The sequence below is a fragment of the Kitasatospora sp. NPDC089797 genome, from assembly GCF_040684795.1.
GTDB lineage: Bacteria > Actinomycetota > Actinomycetes > Streptomycetales > Streptomycetaceae > Kitasatospora.
On record NZ_JBFBGS010000062.1, the window covers coordinates 1 to 17,842 of the forward strand.

Consider the following 17,842-nt stretch of genomic DNA (forward strand, 5'->3'; position numbering starts at 1 on the left):
GGGTCGAACCCGATGTGGCACGCCAAGAACCTGGAGAAGGGCATCCTGCCCGACTACCTGCTCGATCAGTGCCCGGCCGTGCGCCCTGGTCCGCTCCCGGGCGGCCTCCGGGTCGGCCGTCGCCGTCCAGGCCACGCAGTACATCAGCAGCCGGCTGACGAAGTTGATCCACAGCAGCAGCGCCACCGGGGTCGCGAAGGCGCCGTACAGGCTCCGCCCGGCGACCGAGCCGAGGTAGGAGGCGAGCGCCAGCTTGAGCACCTCGAAGCCGACCGAACCGATCAGCGCACCGCGCACGAGGTCGCCGCGGCGCTGGTCGGTGATCCCGGGGAAGGGCGCCAGCAGGTAGGCGAAGAGCAGCATGTCGCACGCTATGGCGATCAGCACCCCGACCCCGGTCAGCAGGTAGCCGCTGCCCAGGCCGATCGCGTCGGCGATCCGCCCGGCGAGCGTGGTGCCGGCGGCGGAGGCGCCCACCGAGAAGAGCGACACCAGGCCGAGCCCGGCCAGCACCGCGATGTCCCAGGCCTTGCGCAGCACCGGGTTGCCGTCCTCCACGGGCAGCTGCCAGAGGTCCCGGATCGAGGTGCGCATGGTGTCCACCCAGCCGAGGCCGGAGACCAGCAGCAGGGCGCCGCTGACCAGCCCGACGGTGCCCGCGTTGGCCACCAGGGACGGCAGGTTGAGCGCGTCCGACAGGCCCGGCAGCTGGTCCGAGATGTGGTGCTGGAGGTCGTCCACCTGACTGCTGCTCAGCGTCGCGGCGGCGATCGCCAGTCCCACCGTCAGCAGCGGGAACAGGGCCAGGAAGCCGAAGAACGTGACGGCGCCGGCCAGCCGGTTGCCGCGGGCGGCGGAGAGGTACTCGTACACCAGGTACGGGCGGCTGCGCAGCACCCGGGCCACGAGCGGGCCGAGGACCGGAAGGCGGGTCAGGAAGTCCACCCGACCGGTTATACCGGTCCGTCCCCCGAACGGCCGTCAGGCGGCGCGGCGGAGGTTGGCGAGTCGGCGGGCCCTCGCCAGCGCGCGGACGGCCTGGTACGCGGCGTAGCGGCCGTGGCCGAGCAGTTCGGTGCGCACGCCGTCCACCCCGGGCGGCGGGCGGTAGCCGGCCGGGCGCAGCCGGGCGCAGTGGGCGGCGGCGCGGCGGAAGTACTCGCGGCGGTCGCCGGCCGGGACGCGGCCGGGCTTGGCGACCACGGTGTTGAGGTGGTTGAGCATCTTGCCGTAGACCACCGGGCGCCACGGGTCGAGGTCGGGGCGGCGGTCGAGGAAGGCGAAGACCAGGTCGTACTGGGCGAACACGTCGAAGTGCTTGCGGCTGGCGGTGGCCAGGATGTTGCCGCCCTCCTGGCGCTGGCGGTAGTGCACGCCGACCCGGTCGAGCAGGGTGATGCCGGCGGCGGCGAGCAGCGCCGGGTACGTCCAGGGGGTGTCCTCGTAGTAGCCGGCCGGGAACTCCAGCCGCTGCTCGGTGATGAACCCGCGGCGGTAGGCCTTGTTCCAGACGACCTGGAGCAGGTCGAGCAGGTCGGGGCGGTCGGCGAGGGCGAAGACGTCCGGGGAGGCGGCGCCGAAGACGTGGCCGGCGGCGGCCCGGGTGATCCGGCCGTCGGCGTAGGTGCGGGCGTAGTCGTAGACCAGGACGTCCGGGTCGCCGGTGGCGGCGAGGCGGTCGTCGACGGCCTCGAGCAGGCCGGGGGTGAGGGTGTCGTCGCTGTCCAGGAAGACCACGTACTCACCGGTGGCGACCTCCAGGCCGGCGTTGCGGGCCCGGCCGAGGCCGACGTTCTCGGGCAGGTGGAGCACCCGGATCCGGGGGTCGGCGGCGGCCGCCGCGTCCAGCAGGGCGCCGCAGCCGTCCGGCGAGCGGTCGTCCACCGCGATCAGTTCGAAGTCCGGTCCGTCCTGGGCGAGGACCGATTCGAGGCACTCGGCGAGGTAGTCCTGGACCTGGTACACGGGAACGATGACGCTGAAGCGGGGCACGGGCCCCAGCGTAGTGGGCCCCCGGGGGACGAAGCCCCGGAAGGTAGGATCGGGGGCGCACGTACGCACCGATCCAAGTGCGGTCAGACCCCCTGCGGGCTGCCACGCTCCTCCCGAGAAAGGCCTGCGTAGCCGATGGCTCCCCGCCTCTCCATCGTCGTTCCGATCTACAACGTCGAGCGCTATCTCGTCGAATGCCTGGACTCCATCGCCGCCCAGACCTTCACGGACTTCGAGTGCGTCATGGTCGACGACGGTTCGAAGGACGGCAGCGCGGCGCTCGCCGAGGCGTACGCGGCCAAGGACGGGCGGTTCCGGCTGGTCCGCCAGGTGAACAAGGGCCTCGGCGCCGCCCGCAACACCGGCATCCGGCACATCGACCCGGACTCCGAGTTCCTGTGCTTCGTGGACAGCGACGACTCGATGCCGCCGAGCGCGTACGAGCTGATGATCAACACGCTGGACGAGACCGGTTCGGACTTCTGCACCGGCAACGTGCTGCGGTTCCGCGCGGTGGGCTACTACCAGTCCGGCGGGCACGTGAAGCCGTTCAAGGAGACCCGCCTCAAGACCCACATCACCGAGCTCCCGGCGCTGGTCACCGACCGCACCGCGTGGAACAAGGTGTACCGCCGGTCCTTCTTCGACGCCGCCGACCTGCTCTACCCCGAGGGCATCCTGTACGAGGACGCGCCGGTCAGCGTGCCGCACCACTACCTCGCCAAGAGCGTGGACGTGCTCTCCGAGCCGATCTACCACTGGCGCGAGCGCGAGGTCGGCGAGATGTCGATCACCCAGATGCGCACCAACCCGAAGGGCCTGGTCGACCGGGTCACCTCGGTCGAGCTGGTCCGCGGCTGGCTGAAGAAGCAGACCGAGCCGCGCTTCGCCGAGTACCTGCGCTCCTACGACGAGAACACCCTCGTCGAGGAGATCCCGATGTTCTTCTGGTCCGTCGTGGACGGCGACAAGGAGTACCGGGACGCCTACGTCCAGAGCGTCAGCCGACTGCTCCGGTCGATCGGCCAGGAGCAGGTCCGCAAGCTGCGCGCGCCGCTGCGGCTGAAGTACCACCTGACCCTGCAGAACCGGGTCGACGAGCTGGTCGAGCAGATCAAGTACGAGGGCGAGAGCGGCGGCGGCGTGCAGGCCCGCGGCCTGCTGCGGCCGTACGCGGACTACCCGTTCCTGCGCGGCGGGCGCAAGAGCGTGCCGTCCGGCGTGCTCAAGCTGGACAACTCGCTGGTCATGCGCAGCCGGCTGTACGAGAGCGCCTGGGTGGGCGGGAAGCTGGAGCTGACCGGGCACGCGTACCCGGAGCAGCTCGGTGCGGGCAACAAGCACGACATGGTCCGCACCCTGGTGCTGCGCGAGGCCAAGGGCCGCCGGGTGATCGCGGTGCCGATGAAGACCCAGTACAGCCCCGAGGCCACCGCGAGCTGCAACCACGACCTGTACAACTGCGACTGGTCCGGCTTCAACGTCGCCCTGGACCCGAAGAAGCTCAAGCACCGCGGCCAGTGGAAGGACGGCCACTGGCGCGTCCTGGTGGCCGGCGCGGGCAAGGGCGGGATCTACAAGGGCCGGATCTCGGCGGGCTGGAGCGACACCGCCGAGTACGTCCCGGCGCACTGGGTCGAGCCGGACGTCCGGATCGTGCCCTGGATCCGGGACAGGTTCCTGTACCTGCACGTGGAGCTGGTCAAGGCCAGGGTGACCGGCCTGGCCGCGCACGGCGGCCGGGTGGAGGTCTCCGGTGCGGCCCGTTCCGGGGTGAGCTTCGCCGGGGCGAAGCTGCGGCTGACCCACATCGAGTCGGACCGCGAGCTGACCTACCCGGTCGAGCTGGGCGCGCCGGTCGGCACGCTGCAGCCGTTCACGGCGTCCTTCCCGGTGGCCGAGCTGACCGCCGTCCGCGAGGCCTGGGCCGAGCTGGACCCGGTGGCCGCCGACCGCAGCCGCGACCGCTGGAACAGCGCGCTGGTGCTGGCCGACGGCAGCGTCGTCAAGCTGGTCTGGGACGACCGCAACGCCCCCGAGCAACTGCACCTGCCGCTCGACCCGCAGGCCGCGGACGAACCGCGCCGGGCGCTCTACTCCAAGCCCTCCACCGGCGGTCACCTGCAGTTCTGCGACCAGCTGCTGCAGCCGCTGGTGGACGAGGTGTCCGCGCGCGGCGCCGACGGCTTCCTGCTCGCCGGCACCTTCCCGCTGCCGGGCACGCACCGCTGGGAGCTGGTGGTCCGGCACAACTGGCGCGAGGAGGAGCACGTCTACCCGGTGGAGATCTCGGACGGCCGCTTCCGCGCAGCCCTGCCCACCGTGCCCACCGCCTCCTTCGCGGGCGCCGTTCCGCTGGTCGCCGGCACCTGGAACGTCTCCTTCCGACCGGTCGGCACCCCGGCCGGGGCCCTGCCGGACTCCTCGGTGCTGGTCACCCCGGACTGCTTCGGCGCCCTCCCGCTGGAGGTGGAGTCCCGCGGCAAGCGGATCGTGCTGGAGCGCCGCCACCACGACGGGCTGTCGCTGGAGTCGCACTCGGCGCTGCTCCCCGAGGAGCGGGCCGGTTACCGCCAGCGCCTGCTGCGCACCGACCACTACCCGGCCGCCCGCCGGCTGCCGGTGCGCGACACGGTGCTGTACAACGCCGGGCAGGGCAGCGTGTACGCCGGCTCCCCGAAGGCGATCCACGAGGAGCTGGTCCGCCGCGGCCTGCCGCTGGAGCACCTCTGGGGCAGCGACGACCTCCAGGCCGAACTGCCGCGCACCGCGCAGTCGCTCCGGCTCTGGAGCCCGGAGTGGTTCGAGGCGCTGGCGACCGCCAAGTACATCGTCACCAGCACCCACCTGCCCGACTTCTTCGTCCGCCGCCCCGGCCAGGTGGTCGTGCAGACCTGGCAGGGCAGCCCGCTGAAGCAGATCGGCTTCGACTTCGAGAAGGTCTGGTTCACCGACTCCCGGTACCTCAAGAGCCTGGCCCGCGAGGTCCCGAACTGGAGCCTGCTGGTGGCGGGCAACAGCTGGTCGGCCCCGGTGCTGCGGCGCGCCTTCGACTTCCAGGGCGAGATCCTGGAGAGCGGTTCGCCCCGCAACGACCTGCTGTTCGCGGCCGACCGGGAGAAGACCGCCGAGCAGGTCCGCGAGCGGCTCGGCCTGCCCGAGGGCAAGAAGGTCGTGCTCTACGCCCCGACCTGGCGCGAGGACCGGCGCCGGCCCAACGGCGGCTACCAGATCGACCTGCGGATCGACCTCGCGGCGGCCAAGGAGGCGCTCGGCGACGACCAGGTGCTGCTGGTGCGCCGGCACACCCTGATGTGCGGCCAGATCCCGGGCGCCGGCAACGGCTACATCTGGGACGTCGGCAGCTACCCCGACATGGCGGAGCTGCTGCTGATCGCGGACGTGCTGGTCACCGACTACTCGTCGAGCGTCTTCGACTTCGCCGGCACCGGCAAGCCGATGCTGTTCTTCACCCACGACCTGGAGCACTACCGCGACAACCTGCGCGGCTTCAGCCTGAACTTCGAGGCCGAGGCCCCGGGCCCGCTGCTGGCCACCTCCGAGGAACTGGTCGACGCGCTCGGCCGGGTGGACGAGCTGGCGGCCGAACACGCGGACAGGGCGGCGGCGTTCCGCGAGGCGTACTGCGACCTGGACGACGGCAAGGCCGCCGCCCGGGTGGTCGACGCGATGCTCCGCAAGGAGTAGGCGCCGGCCCGTACCGGGGCGCCCGACGCGATCCGCGTCGGGCGCCCCGGCGTTTTCCGGGCGGGCGCGCGGCGTCGTCCGGGAGGCGGCGCGGCGTTTCCGGGAGGCGGCGCGGCGTTTCCGGGCGGGCGCGCGGGCCGCGGCGGTCGAACCCTCGATCGACTAACGAATTCCTGAGGAATTTCCCACGAACAGCACAGGTGACCTCTGCTGTCATTCGGGTGTCGGACGGCCGGACGGCGCCGCGCCCGTCGTTATCGGTTACGGCGTCCGCCCCCGTCCACCGCGTCCACCGCCGCGGCCGGGATCCCGTCACCGAAAGGGCCCCGCCTTGCCCGCGCTGACCCGGTTCGTCCTGCCGCACGCCGCCCCCCGCGCGGCCACCGACCGTCCCGCCGTCGACGAGGACGTGCGGTTCGGGCTGCTGAGCGCCCGCTGGCAGCGCCGCGGCCTGGAACTCACCGGCTTCGCCCGCCCGCTGGACCAGGACACCGGCCGCCCCGGCTCGGCCTGGACCTGGCTGACCCTGCGTCACCAGGAGCCCGCCCGGCCGCCGCTGCACCTGCGCTCCCGCCCCCGCCGCACGCCCGAGGTCACCGACGACAGCGCCCAGCCCGAGTTCAACCACGACTGGTCCGGCTTCAGCGCGCTGATCAGGCCCGCCCGGCTGCGCCGCGGCGGCCGGTGGCTGCTCGGCGACTGGCAGATCGAGGCCACCCTCTTCACCCGCCCCCGCGCCACCCGGCTGCGCCGCCGGTACGGCACCCTCGCCCCGCACTGGTGCGGCTCCGGCGAGTACCCGCCGGCCCACTGGGTGGACCGGGACGTGCGGCTCCAGCCGTACTTCGCGGACGGCCGGCTGCGGCTGCGGCTGGAACGCCCCGGCGTCCGGCTCGACCGCGCCCAGCCCACCCCCGACGGCATCCGGCTGGGCGGCGTCGCCGACCACTGCCCGGCCGGGACCGTCCTGCGGCTGCGGCACCGGCAGAGCGACGCGGTGGTCGAGCGGCCGCTCACCCGCGGCGGCAACACCTTCGCCGTCGACCTGCCGTACCGACCGTTCACCGCCGCGGGCCGCGGCCGCGGCGAACTGGAGCACTGGGACGCCGAGTTGCTGCGCCCCGGCGGCACCGCCGAACCGCTCTGCCTGGACGAGCGGGACGGCCCGGTGGCCCGCCAGCACCCGCTGCCGGACGCCCCGGGCCGGGTGCTCTACCTCAAGCACCTCGCCGACGGACGGCTGCAGTTCTGCGTCCAGCCCGCGGCCGGGCTGGTCGACCGGATCCTCCTCCGGGCCGACGGCTTCGAACTGTCCGGCCACTGCCCCGATCCGGCCGCCGACCGGCTGGAGCTGGTCCTGCGGCACAGCGGCACCGCCGAGGAGGTCCGCACCCCCGTCGAGGCCGGTCCCGGCGGTCGCTTCCGGGCCCGGGTGCCCGCCGTCCGGACCGGCTCGGACGGCGCCCCGCTGCCGCTGCGCAAGGGCGTCTGGGCGGCCGCCCTGGAGTCGGCGGGCGGCACCGGCCCGGCCCGGCCGCTGCTCGCCGCCCCCGCCGTGCTCCCCGCGCTGCCCGCCGCCACCAGGACCGGCGGCAAGCGGGTGCTGCTGGAACGCCGCTGGCACGACACCCTGCTGGTGGACTCCACCCCGGTGCTCGACGCCACCGAGCGCAGCGCCTGGGCCCAGGCCCGGCTGCGCACCGAGCGCTACCCGGCCGCCCGCCGCGAACCGCTGCGCGAGGCGGTGCTGTACGACGTGTTCGGCGGTCGCGGCTACGCCGACTCACCGCGCGCGGTGCACGCCGAACTCGCCCGCCGCGAAGCCCCGTTGGAGCACCTCTGGGTGGTCGACGACGCCCAGGCCGCGCTGCCGGCCGGGGTCCGCCCGGTGCGGGTCTGGAGCCCGGAGTGGTACCGCGCGCTGGCCACCTGCCGGTACCTGGTCGGCAACACCCACTTCCCGGACTTCCTGGAGCGCCGCCCCGGCCAGGTCGTCGTGCAGACCTGGCACGGCGCACCGCTGAAGCGGATCGCCCACGACGTCGACAACCGCTGGCTGGCCGACCGCGGCTACCTGACGGCGCTCGACCGGGAGACCCCGCAGTGGAGCCTGCTGCTCTCCCCCAGCCCGTTCGCCACCCCGATCCTGCGGCGCGCCTTCCGCTACGACGGCGAGGTGCTGGAGTCCGGCTACCCGCGCGGCGACACACTGGCCCGGCCCGACCCGCGGCTGGCCGCGGCCGTCCGCCGCCGGCTCGGCGTCCCCGCCGGCCGCCGGGTCGTGCTGTACGCGCCGACCTGGCGGGAGGACCAGCAGCGCGGCGACGGCGAGGGCTTCCGGCTCGACCTGCGGCTGGACCTCGACCACGCCCGCCGGCTGCTCGGCCCCGACCACGTGCTGCTGGTCCGCCCGCACGCCCATGTGCGCGAGCCGCTGCCGGGCGCCCGCGACGGCTTCCTGTTCGACTGCGGGGACTACCCCGACCCGCAGGAACTGCTGCTGATCGCGGACGTACTGGTGACCGACTACTCCTCGATCATGTTCGACTTCGCGATCACCGGCCGCCCGATGTACTTCTTCACCTACGACCTGGAGCACTACCGCGACACCCTGCGCGGCTTCTACTTCGACTTCGAGCGGGACGCCCCCGGCCCGCTGGTGCCGGACTCCGCCGGGCTGCTGGCCGCGCTGCGCGAACTCGCCGACAGCGGCACCCCGTCGCCGCCCGGGTACGCCGAGCGCCGACGGCGCTTCCGGGCCGGGCACTGCGCGCTGGACGACGGCGGCGCGGCCCGCCGGGTGGTCGACCGGATGCTCGAACTCGGCCGCGCCCGGGCTCAGGAGAAGCGGTAGTCCCGCCAGGGCCGCCAGACCTCGTCCGCGTCGAACCGGGAGAGCGAGAAGCCCGGCACCGGGAAGGCCGCCCGGAACCCGCGCGCCTGCTCGTACGCCTGGTCCAGCACGTCCTCCGGCAGGCCGTGGGCGACCGTGACGTGCGGGTGGTACGGGAAGGCCAGTTCGCGGGCCAGCGGGCCGGAGCGGACGTCCGCCTCCAGCAGCCGGCACTCCTGCGCGCCCTCCTCGACCCGGACGAACACCACCGGGGAGACCGGGCGGAAGCTGCCGCCGCCGCGCAGCACCATCCGGAACGGCCGGTGCGCGGCGGCCACCGCCGCCAGGTGCTCCTCGATCTTCGGCAGCACCTCGGCGGGCACCTCGGTCGGCGGCAGCAGGGTCACGTGCGTCGGTATCGAACGGGCCTGCGGGTCGCCGTGGCCGGCCCGGGCGTCCTGGATCCGCGCGCCGTACGGGTCCGGGACGCTCACGGACACGCCGATGGTGAGGACCTCCGGGAGGTCCTCACCATCGGGCAGGCGCGTGAGCGGAGTCACCGCTTGGCGGCCGGGAGGAAGCCGATCCGGTCGTACACCGTCGCCAGCGTCTCGGAGGCGACCGCGCGGGCCTTCTCGGCACCGATCGCCAGCACCCGGTCCAGCTCGGCCGGGTCGTCCAGGAAGCTGCTGGTGCGCTCCTGGAAGGGGGTCACCCACTCGGTGAACAGCTCGGCCAGCTCGGTCTTCAGGGCGCCGTACATCTTGCCCTCGAAGTGCTCGACCAGCTGCTCGACCGACTGACCGCTGAGCGCGGAGTGGATCCGCAGCAGGTTGGAGACGCCCGGCTTCTGCTCCTCGTCGTAGGAGACCACGGTGCCGGTGTCGGTGACGGCGCTCTTGAACTTCTTGGCGCTGACCTTCGACTCGTCCAGCAGGCTGACCAGGCCCTTGGGCGAGGAGGCCGACTTGCTCATCTTGATGCCCGGATCCTGGAGGTCCATGATCTTCGCCGTCTCCTTGAGGATGTACGGCTTGGGGATCGTGAAGGTCGGCGCGTAGCGCGAGTTGAAGCGCTCGGCGATGTCCCGGGTGATCTCGACGTGCTGGCGCTGGTCCTCGCCGACCGGGACGGCGTCCGCCTGGTAGAGCAGGATGTCCGCGATCTGCAGGATCGGGTAGGTGAACAGGCCGACGGTGGTGCTGTCGGCACCGTACCGGGAGGACTTGTCCTTGAACTGGGTCATCCGGGAGGCCTCGCCGAAGCCGGTGAGGCAGTTCATCACCCAGGCCAGCTGCGCGTGCTCGGGCACGTGCGACTGGACGAACAGGGTGCAGTGCTCCGGGTCCAGGCCGGCCCCGAGCAGCTGGGCGGCGGAGACCCGGGTGTTCTGGCGCAGGGTCACCGGGTCCTGCGGCACGGTGATCGCGTGCAGGTCGACGACCATGTAGAAGGCGTCGTTCTCCTTCTGCAGGTCCACCCACTGGCGCACCGCGCCCAGGTAGTTGCCGAGGTGGAACGAGCCGGAGGTGGGCTGGATCCCGGAGAGAACCCGGGGGCGGTCCTTGACCGGACCGGTGACCGCTGCGTTGACCATGCGGGCCATTCTTCCAGTTCCCCCGGTCGCTCAGGAAACCTCCGCCCCAGCGGGCTCCTCCGGTGTGACCGCACTCACCCTCACCCGGGCGATCCGCCGGCCCTCCACCTTGGCCACCGTCAGCAGCACCTCCGCGCCGCCCTCGACCGGGACCCTGGCCTGGTCGCCGTCCCGGGGCAGCCGGCCGAGCGCGGCGACCAGACAGCCGGCCACCGTCTCGTACGGGCCCTCGGGCAGGGCGACGCCGGTCTCCTCCTCGAAGTCGCCGAGGTTGAGCAGGCCGTCCAGCTCCACCCCGCCGCCGGCCAGTCGGCGGGTCGGGGCGGACTCCGGGCGGTCGTACTCGTCCCGGATCTCGCCGACCACCTCCTCGACCAGGTCCTCCAGGGTGACGATGCCGGCGGTGCCGCCGTACTCGTCCACCACGATGGCCAGGTGGTGGCCCTCCCGCCGCATCTCGCCCATCGCCTCCAGCACCCGCTTGGTGCCGGGCAGCAGCTTGACCGGGCGGGCCAGGTCGCGGACCTTGGCGGCCTGCTCGCCGCGGGCGCCGTAGAGGTCCCGGACGTGGACGAAGCCGACCACGGCGTCCGCGCTGCCCTCGACCACCGGGTAGCGGGAGTGCGGCGAGGTCTCGGCCTGGTGCCGGACCGCGGCCAGCGGGCGCTCGGCGTCCAGGAAGGTCACCTCGGTGCGCGGGACCATCACCTCGCGCAGCTGGCGCTCCCCGGCGGCGAACACGTCCGCGATCAACGCCCGTTCGTCGCTTCCCAGTTCGGTGTTGGAGGCGACCAGGCCGCGCAGCTCCTCGGAGCTCATCGAGCCGCGCCCGGCGGCCGGATCGCCGCCGAACAGCCGGACCATCAGATTGGTCGAGTGGCCGAGCAGCCAGATCACCGGGCGCAGCGCGACCGACATCACGTCCACCACGGGGGCGGCGACCACCGCGATGGACTCGGCGCGCTGGAGGCCGATCCGCTTGGGGGTGAGCTCGCCGAGCACCAGCGAGACGTAGCTGATCACCAGGGTCAGGCCGACCAGGGCGCCGGCGTCCGCCACCCCCTGGGAGAGCCCGGCCTCGACGAACAGCGGGGCGACCTTGCCGGCCAGGGTGTCCGCGCCGAACGCGGCGGACAGGAAGCCCATGCAGGTCACGCCGACCTGGACGGCGGCCAGGAAGCGGTTGGGGTCGGCGGCCAGGTGCGCCGCCCGGGCCGAGCGCCGGGTGCCGCGCGCCTCCAGCGTCCGGATCTGGCCCTCGCGCAGCGAGATCAGCGAGATCTCGGCGACGTTGAACAGCCCGCCCAGCAGGATGAAGACGAGGACGAGCGCGGCGTCCCCGAGGGTTTCGTTCACAGCGGGTCAGTGTAGGCGCCGGACGTCACGGCGGACCGGACCCGGACGGCGGCGGACGCCCCCGGGGGCCGGGCCCGCGCCGGGCCGGAGGCGTACGGACCGGGAACGGCGGCGGCCCGCCGCCTCCCGGGGAGGGAGGGGACGGGCCGTCGGAAGGCCGTGCGGCGGGGCTCAGATGAGGCCCAGCTCCTGCACCGCGTCGCGCTCCTCGGTCAGCTCCTTGACCGAGGCGTCGATGCGGCCGCGGGAGAAGTCGGAGATCTCCAGGCCCTGGACGATCTCGAACTTGCCGTCCTTGGTGGTGACCGGGAAGGAGGAGATCAGGCCGGCCGGGACGCCGTAGGAGCCGTCGGAGACGACACCCATGGAGGTCCAGTCGCCCTCGGCGGTGCCGTTGACCCAGGTGAAGACGTGGTCGATGGCGGCGTTGGCGGCCGAGGCGGCCGAGGAGGCGCCGCGGGCGTCGATGATGGCCGCGCCGCGCTTGGCGACGGTCGGGATGAAGTCGTTCTCCAGCCAGGCCTGGTCGCTGCCGACGGCCTCGAAGGCCGGCTTGCCGGCGACCTCGGCCTGGAAGATGTCCGGGTACTGGGTCGCGGAGTGGTTGCCCCAGATGGTGACGCGCTTGATGTCCGAGACCAGGGCGCCGGTCTTGGCGGACAGCTGGCCGACGGCGCGGTTGTGGTCCAGGCGGGTCATCGCGGTGAAGCGCTCGGCCGGGACGTCCGGGGCGTTGCGCTGGGCGATCAGGGCGTTGGTGTTGGCCGGGTTGCCGACGACCAGGATCTTGACGTCGTCCGCGGCGTTGTCGTTGATGGCCTTGCCCTGCGGGCCGAAGATGCCGCCGTTGGCCTGCAGCAGGTCGCCGCGCTCCATGCCCGCGGTGCGCGGACGGGCGCCGACCAGCAGGCCGACGTTGGCGCCGTCGAAGGCCTTGTTCGGGTCATCGGTGATGGTGATGTCCCGCAGCAGCGGGAAGGCGCAGTCGACGAGCTCCATCGCGGTGCCCTCGGCGGCCTTGAGGCCCTGCGGGATCTCCAGGAGGCGCAGGTTCACCGGGACGTCGGCACCGAGCAGGTGGCCCGAGGCGATGCGGAAGAGCAGCGCGTAGCCGATCTGGCCGGCCGCTCCGGTGATGGTGACGTTGACGGGGGTGCGGGTCATTTCTACCTTCTCCAGCAAATCGCCAGGCGCCCCAGGCACACCGGCACTGGAGCCAGGATGATCTCTCGACGTCGAGAGACCGGCGTCAGGTTATCGCAAAGGGAAGCGTACGCCGCGTGTGCGGGCATGGCTGATGCGTCACAGGCGCACCGCGGCCCCGCCCGGGAATCCGGACGGGGCCGCGGTCGAACGGGTGCGCCGGCTCAGTGCTCGGGCCGACTCCAGCGCTCGGGCAGGCTCAGTGCTTGGGCCGGCCGATCAGCTGGCCGATGTTGTCCAGCAACGGGAACTCCAGCCACGGGTGCGGCTGCGCGACCAGGGTCAGCAGCACGATCGAGGCCCCCAGGAACGCCAGCACGATCACGTCGGTGAACCGGCTGCGCACCGCCAGCATCCCGACCTCGGGCAGCACCAGCCGCAGCACCGCGCCGAGCAGCACCCCGGCGCCGAGGATCAGCAGGCCGTACTTGAAGCCGTCCTTGAAGTCGGCGAACCAGGTGACCGCGAGGCCGGCGCCGACCACCGACAGGACCAGCGTTATCGGCCACTGCCGGACCGGCAGGGCGTGGTCTCGCCCGAGGGCCGGGGCCGCCCCCTCGGGCGGCAGGGTGCCGGTGGTCTTGACCGGCCTTTGCCGGGACCGCGCCGGTCGCGGGTCAGTCATGCTCGCCGTCCCTCGGGGGTCAGACGCCGGCGCGGCGCTCGGCCGCCTCGACGATGTTGTTGAGCAGCATCGCGCGGGTCATCGGGCCGACGCCGCCGGGGTTCGGGGAGATCCAGCCGGCCACCTCGGCCACACCCGGGTGGACGTCGCCGACGATCTTGCCCTCGCTGCGGCTGACGCCGACGTCCAGCACCGCGGCGCCCGGCTTCACGTCCTCCGGCTTGACCAGGTGCGGCACGCCCGCGGCGGCCACGATGATGTCGGCCTTGCGCAGGTGGGCGCCGAGGTCCCGGGTGCCGGTGTGGCACAGGGTGACGGTGGCGTTCTCGCTGCGGCGGGTCAGCAGCAGGCCGATCGAGCGGCCGACGGTGATGCCGCGGCCGACCACGACGACCTCGGCGCCGTCGATCTCGACGTCGTGCCGGCGCAGCAGCTCGACGATGCCCAGCGGGGTGCACGGCAGCGGGCCCTCGATGCCCAGGGCGAGGCGGCCGAGCGAGGTCGGGTGCAGGCCGTCGGCGTCCTTGTCCGGGTCCATCAGCTCCAGGACCGGGTTCTGGTCCAGGCCCTTGGGCAGCGGCAGCTGGACGATGTAGCCGGTGCAGGTCGGGTCGGCGTTGAGCTCGCGGACGACGTTCTCGACGTCCTCCTGGGTGGCGGTCGCGGGGAGCTCGCGCTGGATCGAGGCGATGCCGACCTCGGCGCAGTCCTTGTGCTTCCCGTTGACGTACCAGCGGCTGCCCGGGTCGTCGCCGACCAGGACGGTGCCGAGGCCGGGCGTGACGCCCTTCGCCTTGAGGACCGCCACGCGGGCGGCGAGTTCGGACTTGATCGCGGCGGCGGTGGCCTTGCCATCGAGAATCTGGGCAGTCATGACCCCATTCTCCCGGATCCCGGCGGCCCTCCGTACCGGGGTCTTCCCCGCGACCGGACGGGTACGGAAGGTCCGCACCACGTTGCGGTTGCGCCACAGTCTTGGCCCCCGCGCGGGAACCGGCTGGACAGGGCGCTGCCGTCCAGATGACGATATGCCCGCACCTCCTGCCGCGACCGGGCCCGGTGACGGGCCGACGGACACCGCGGTGGGGCGTACCAGGGGGAAAGAGCCAGTGATCCGACCACAGCACACCGTGCCGCCCGACCGGCCCGGCGCCGACCTCACCGCGCCGTGTCCGTCCCGGTGTCCGATCACCCGCTCGTCACGGCGCTGAGCCGGCCGCGCCCGTCACCGCCGCCGGGCCGTCACCGCACCCCGACAACGTCCCGTTCCGTCGACGAGCCGACTCGCCGACCGCAACCGGGCCCTCCGCCGTCCCGTCCCCACGTTCCCGCAACTGCCCGGAGGCACCGATGAGTTACCCGCCCGACCCGAACAACCCGTACGGCCAGCAGCCGCCCGCCGCCGGCTACGGCTACCCCCAGCAGGCCCCGCCGCCCGTGCCGGGCTACGGCTACCCGCAGCAGGCCCCGCCGCCGATGCCGGGCTACGGCTACCCGCCGGCCGTGCCGCAGACCATGCCGGGCCTGGTGACCACCGCGCGGGTGCTGCTGTTCATCGTGGGCGGCACCCAGGTGCTGATCGCGCTCGGCTGCCTGATCGGGGCGGCGGCCACCAAGGACGCCGTCAACAAGAGCGGGGCGAGCAGCAGCGACTTCATCTCCTCGATCGGCGACGCCGCCGCCGGCATCCTGGTCGTGGTCGGCATCGTGTTCGCGCTGGCCGCCGCGCTGTCCATCACGCTGGGCGCGAAGTACGGCAAGGGCGGCAACGCCACCCGGATCACCACCATCGTCTACGGCTCGATCGCCGCGCTGTTCGGCCTGCTCGACCTGGCCAGCGGCGTCTCCCAGGGCATCACGGTGAGCATCATCTTCGGCCTGCTCTGGGTCGCGATATGCGTCATCTGGATCACCGCGATGTGCACCCAGGACGGCGTCAACTGGTTCAACCGGCCGCGCTACTGACCGCACGGCACGGACCCACGACGAAGCGGCCCGGCCCCCTCCGCCGAGGGGCCGGGCCGCTTCGTGCGCTCAGTGGAAGAAGTGCCGCGCGCCGGTGAAGTACATCGTCACGCCGGCCTTCTGCGCCGCCTCGACGACCTGCTCGTCACGGATCGAGCCGCCCGGCTGGACGATCGCCCGGACACCGGCCGCGATCAGGATCTCCGGGCCGTCCGGGAACGGGAAGAACGCGTCCGAGGCGGCGTAGGAGCCCTTGGCCCGCTCACCGGCCCGCTCGACCGCGAGCTTGCAGGAGTCGACCCGGTTGACCTGGCCCATGCCGACGCCGACCGAGGCGCCGTCCTTGGCCAGCAGGATCGCGTTGGACTTGACGGCCCGGCAGGCCCGCCAGGCGAAGGCCAGCTCGGCCAGCTCGGCCGCGGGGAGCGCCTCGCCGGTGGCCAGCGTCCAGTTCGCCGGGTCGTCGCCCTCGGCCTGCACCCGGTCGGCGTCCTGGAGCAGCACACCGCCGGAGATCGGGCGGACCTCCTGGCGGTTGGCCGGGGCCCCGGGGGCGACCAGCACCCGCAGGTTCTTCTTCCGGGCCAGCACCTCGACCGCGCCGTCCTCGTAACCGGGGGCCACGACGACCTCGGTGAAGATCGGGGCGATCTGCTCGGCCAGCTCGACGGTGACCGGGCGGTTGACCGCGATCACGCCGCCGTACGCGGAGACCGGGTCGCACTCGTGGGCCTTGCGGTGCGCCTCGACGACGTCGGCGCCGGTCGCGATGCCGCACGGGTTGGCGTGCTTGATGATCGCGACGGCCGGCTCGGCGTGGTCGTACGCGGCGCGGCGGGCGGCGTCGGTGTCGACGTAGTTGTTGTACGACATCTCCTTGCCGTGCAGCTGCTCGGCGCCGGCCAGACCGCCGGTGCCGTCGCTGTACAGCGCGGCGCCCTGGTGCGGGTTCTCGCCGTAGCGCAGCACGTCCTGCCGCTCCCAGGTGGCGCCGAGGAACGCGGGGAACCGCTCGTCGCTCGGGGCGTAGCCGGCCTCGAACCAGGAGGCGACGGCCACGTCGTAGGCGGCGGTGTGGGCGAACGCGGCACCGGCCAGGCGCTTGCGGGTGGCCAGGTCGAAGCCGCCCCCGCGGACGGCCGTCAGCACGTCGTCGTAGCGGGCCGGGTCGACCACCACGGCCACCGACGGGTGGTTCTTCGCGGCGGCGCGGACCATGCTCGGGCCGCCGATGTCGATCTGCTCGACGCACTCGTCCGGGGTGGCGCCCGAGGCGACGGTGGCCTTGAACGGGTAGAGGTTCACCACGACCAGGTCGAAGGGCTCGACGCCGAGCTCGGCCAGCTGGGCGCGGTGCGACTCCAGCCGCAGGTCGGCGAGCACACCGGCGTGCACCCGCGGGTGCAGCGTCTTCACGCGCCCGTCCAGGCACTCCGGGAAGCCGGTCAGCTCGGAGACCTCCGTCACCGGGACCCCGGCGGCGGCGATCCGGCCGGCGGTGGAGCCGGTGGAGACGATGGCGACCCCGGCGGCGTGCAGGCCCTGGGCCAGCTCCTCCAGACCGGTCTTGTCGTACACGCTGATCAGCGCACGACGGATCGGACGGATGTTCTCGGAGACAGGGGGGGTGGTGGAGCTGGCACTCATGCCGGGATCCATACCTTTCGGTCCTCGATGCGGTGACCTTCGCGGGCCAGCCGGCCCACGACGTCGACGAGCAGCTTGCGCTCGACAGTCTTGATGCGCTCGTGCAGCGCTTCGCCGCCATCGGCGTGGTCGGCGTCGACGACCTCGACGACGCCCTGCGCGATGATCGGCCCGGTGTCCACGCCGGCGTCGACCAGGTGGACGGTGCAGCCGGTGACCTTCACGCCGTACGCGAGCGCGTCGGTGACGCCGTGGGCGCCGGGGAAGGCGGGCAGCAGTGCGGGGTGGGTGTTGACGATCCGCCCGGCGAAGGCCTCGATGAACGCGGGGCCGAGGAGCTTCATGAAGCCGGCCGTGACCACCAGGTCCGGCCGGTGGGCGGCGACGGAGGCGGTCAGCGCGCGGTCCCAGTCGGCGCGGTCCGGGAAGTCCTTCACCCGGTGCACGAAGCTCGGCAGGCCCGCCCGCTCCGCCCGCTCCAGGCCGGCGATCCCGTCCCGGTCCGCGCCCACCGCGACGATCTCGGCGCCGTACGCCGGGTCGGCGACGGTGTCGATCAGCGCCTGGAGGTTGGTACCGGAGCCGGAGACCAGCACCACCAGGCGGGCCGGTCCGGGCGTACGGGGCGGGAAGAGCTGGGCGGGGGCGGCGGCCACTGCGCGATTCTCCGTAGGTCGGGCGCCGCCCGCTGGTACGTCCACCGGCGGTGGGGCCACTACGAACGGCAGGTCGAGCGAAGGGGGACACCAGGAGAACCCGCCGCGACGCGGGCCCCCGGGAACCGATCTGAGCTGCTGACCGTCACCACGATAACGGCTGGTCGGAGGCCCCCCGCACCCCGCCGGTGCCGCTACGCGCGTAGTTGAGACGGGGATCTCCTCGGGCCCGCCGCACCGGAGTTGCCCGCGCGCGGCAC

At 73.1% G+C, this 17,842-nt stretch carries 12 protein-coding genes and 1 pseudogene; 3 read left to right on the plus strand and 10 right to left on the minus strand.

Annotation, left to right across the window (positions count from 1 at the left end; translation table 11 throughout):
* Together AB0O91_RS35420 and AB0O91_RS35425 are read right to left on the minus strand one after the other, a co-directional pair.
* A partial coding sequence (locus tag AB0O91_RS35420) for a YihY/virulence factor BrkB family protein (RefSeq protein ID WP_363442056.1) occupies positions 1–945 on the minus strand: 945 nt, incomplete at its 3' end.
* A gap of 192 nt (positions 946–1,137) precedes the next feature.
* Positions 1,138–1,992, minus strand: a pseudogene (locus tag AB0O91_RS35425) (glycosyltransferase); the annotation flags it as partial.
* Between the two features lie 135 nt (positions 1,993–2,127).
* Here AB0O91_RS35425 and AB0O91_RS35430 point away from each other — a divergent pair.
* Together AB0O91_RS35430 and AB0O91_RS35435 are read left to right on the plus strand one after the other, a co-directional pair.
* Positions 2,128–5,700 (plus strand): CDP-glycerol glycerophosphotransferase family protein, encoded by a 3,573-nt coding sequence (locus AB0O91_RS35430; protein ID WP_363442058.1) that lies wholly within the window; start codon positions 2,128–2,130, stop codon positions 5,698–5,700.
* 331 nt (positions 5,701–6,031) lie between these two features.
* Positions 6,032–8,554, plus strand: a complete 2,523-nt coding sequence (locus AB0O91_RS35435) for a CDP-glycerol glycerophosphotransferase family protein (protein WP_363442060.1) — start codon at positions 6,032–6,034, stop codon at positions 8,552–8,554.
* On the opposite strand, the gene AB0O91_RS35440 is transcribed toward AB0O91_RS35435, so the two are convergent.
* The 6 genes from AB0O91_RS35440 to AB0O91_RS35465 form a co-directional block, all read right to left on the minus strand.
* The gene (locus AB0O91_RS35440; RefSeq protein ID WP_363442062.1) at positions 8,539–9,027 is read right to left on the minus strand and encodes a 2'-5' RNA ligase family protein; all 489 of its coding nucleotides are present in this window, start codon (positions 9,025–9,027) and stop codon (positions 8,539–8,541) included. The genes AB0O91_RS35435 and AB0O91_RS35440 overlap by 16 nt on opposite strands.
* Before the next feature lie 62 nt (positions 9,028–9,089).
* Positions 9,090–10,130: a tryptophan--tRNA ligase gene (trpS, locus tag AB0O91_RS35445; RefSeq protein ID WP_363442064.1), complete on the minus strand. Its 1,041-nt coding sequence runs from the start codon at positions 10,128–10,130 to the stop codon at positions 9,090–9,092.
* Between the two features lie 30 nt (positions 10,131–10,160).
* Complete coding sequence (locus tag AB0O91_RS35450; protein WP_363442066.1) at positions 10,161–11,486, minus strand: hemolysin family protein; 1,326 nt, start codon at positions 11,484–11,486, stop codon at positions 10,161–10,163.
* Positions 11,487–11,657: 171 nt separating this feature from the next.
* Positions 11,658–12,650 carry a malate dehydrogenase gene (locus AB0O91_RS35455; protein ID WP_363442068.1) on the minus strand — a complete coding sequence of 331 codons (993 nt, stop codon included), beginning with the start codon at positions 12,648–12,650 and terminating at the stop codon, positions 11,658–11,660.
* 238 nt (positions 12,651–12,888) lie between these two features.
* Positions 12,889–13,314 (minus strand): DUF3017 domain-containing protein, encoded by a 426-nt coding sequence (locus AB0O91_RS35460; protein ID WP_363442070.1) that lies wholly within the window; start codon positions 13,312–13,314, stop codon positions 12,889–12,891.
* 19 nt (positions 13,315–13,333) lie between these two features.
* Entirely contained in the window at positions 13,334–14,188 is an 855-nt protein-coding gene (locus AB0O91_RS35465) for a bifunctional methylenetetrahydrofolate dehydrogenase/methenyltetrahydrofolate cyclohydrolase (RefSeq protein WP_363442072.1), read from the minus strand.
* A gap of 476 nt (positions 14,189–14,664) precedes the next feature.
* Here AB0O91_RS35465 and AB0O91_RS35470 point away from each other — a divergent pair, with 476 nt between their 5' ends.
* A complete protein-coding gene (locus tag AB0O91_RS35470; RefSeq protein ID WP_363442074.1) occupies positions 14,665–15,279 on the plus strand; it encodes a hypothetical protein in 615 nt (204 codons plus the stop codon).
* Positions 15,280–15,348: 69 nt separating this feature from the next.
* Here the strand turns inward: AB0O91_RS35470 and purH are convergent, their stop codons facing one another.
* Together purH and purN are read right to left on the minus strand one after the other, a co-directional pair.
* A complete protein-coding gene (purH, locus tag AB0O91_RS35475; protein WP_363442076.1) occupies positions 15,349–16,926 on the minus strand; it encodes a bifunctional phosphoribosylaminoimidazolecarboxamide formyltransferase/IMP cyclohydrolase in 1,578 nt (525 codons plus the stop codon).
* Complete coding sequence (purN, locus tag AB0O91_RS35480) at positions 16,923–17,582, minus strand: phosphoribosylglycinamide formyltransferase (protein ID WP_363442078.1); 660 nt, start codon at positions 17,580–17,582, stop codon at positions 16,923–16,925. The genes purH and purN overlap by 4 nt, the downstream gene beginning before the upstream one ends.
* Positions 17,583–17,842 lie beyond the last annotated feature (260 nt).

Coding starts and splice junctions, on each gene's coding strand:
- trpS (WP_363442064.1), bottom strand. CDS start 10,130: ATGGTCAACGCAGCGGTCACCGGTCCGGTCAAGGACCGCCCCCGGGTT.
- AB0O91_RS35465 (WP_363442072.1), bottom strand. CDS start 14,188: ATGACTGCCCAGATTCTCGATGGCAAGGCCACCGCCGCCGCGATCAAG.
- AB0O91_RS35460 (WP_363442070.1), bottom strand. CDS start 13,314: ATGACTGACCCGCGACCGGCGCGGTCCCGGCAAAGGCCGGTCAAGACC.
- purH (WP_363442076.1), bottom strand. CDS start 16,926: ATGAGTGCCAGCTCCACCACCCCCCCTGTCTCCGAGAACATCCGTCCG.
- AB0O91_RS35455 (WP_363442068.1), bottom strand. CDS start 12,650: ATGACCCGCACCCCCGTCAACGTCACCATCACCGGAGCGGCCGGCCAG.
- AB0O91_RS35430 (WP_363442058.1), top strand. CDS start 2,128: ATGGCTCCCCGCCTCTCCATCGTCGTTCCGATCTACAACGTCGAGCGC.
- AB0O91_RS35470 (WP_363442074.1), top strand. CDS start 14,665: ATGAGTTACCCGCCCGACCCGAACAACCCGTACGGCCAGCAGCCGCCC.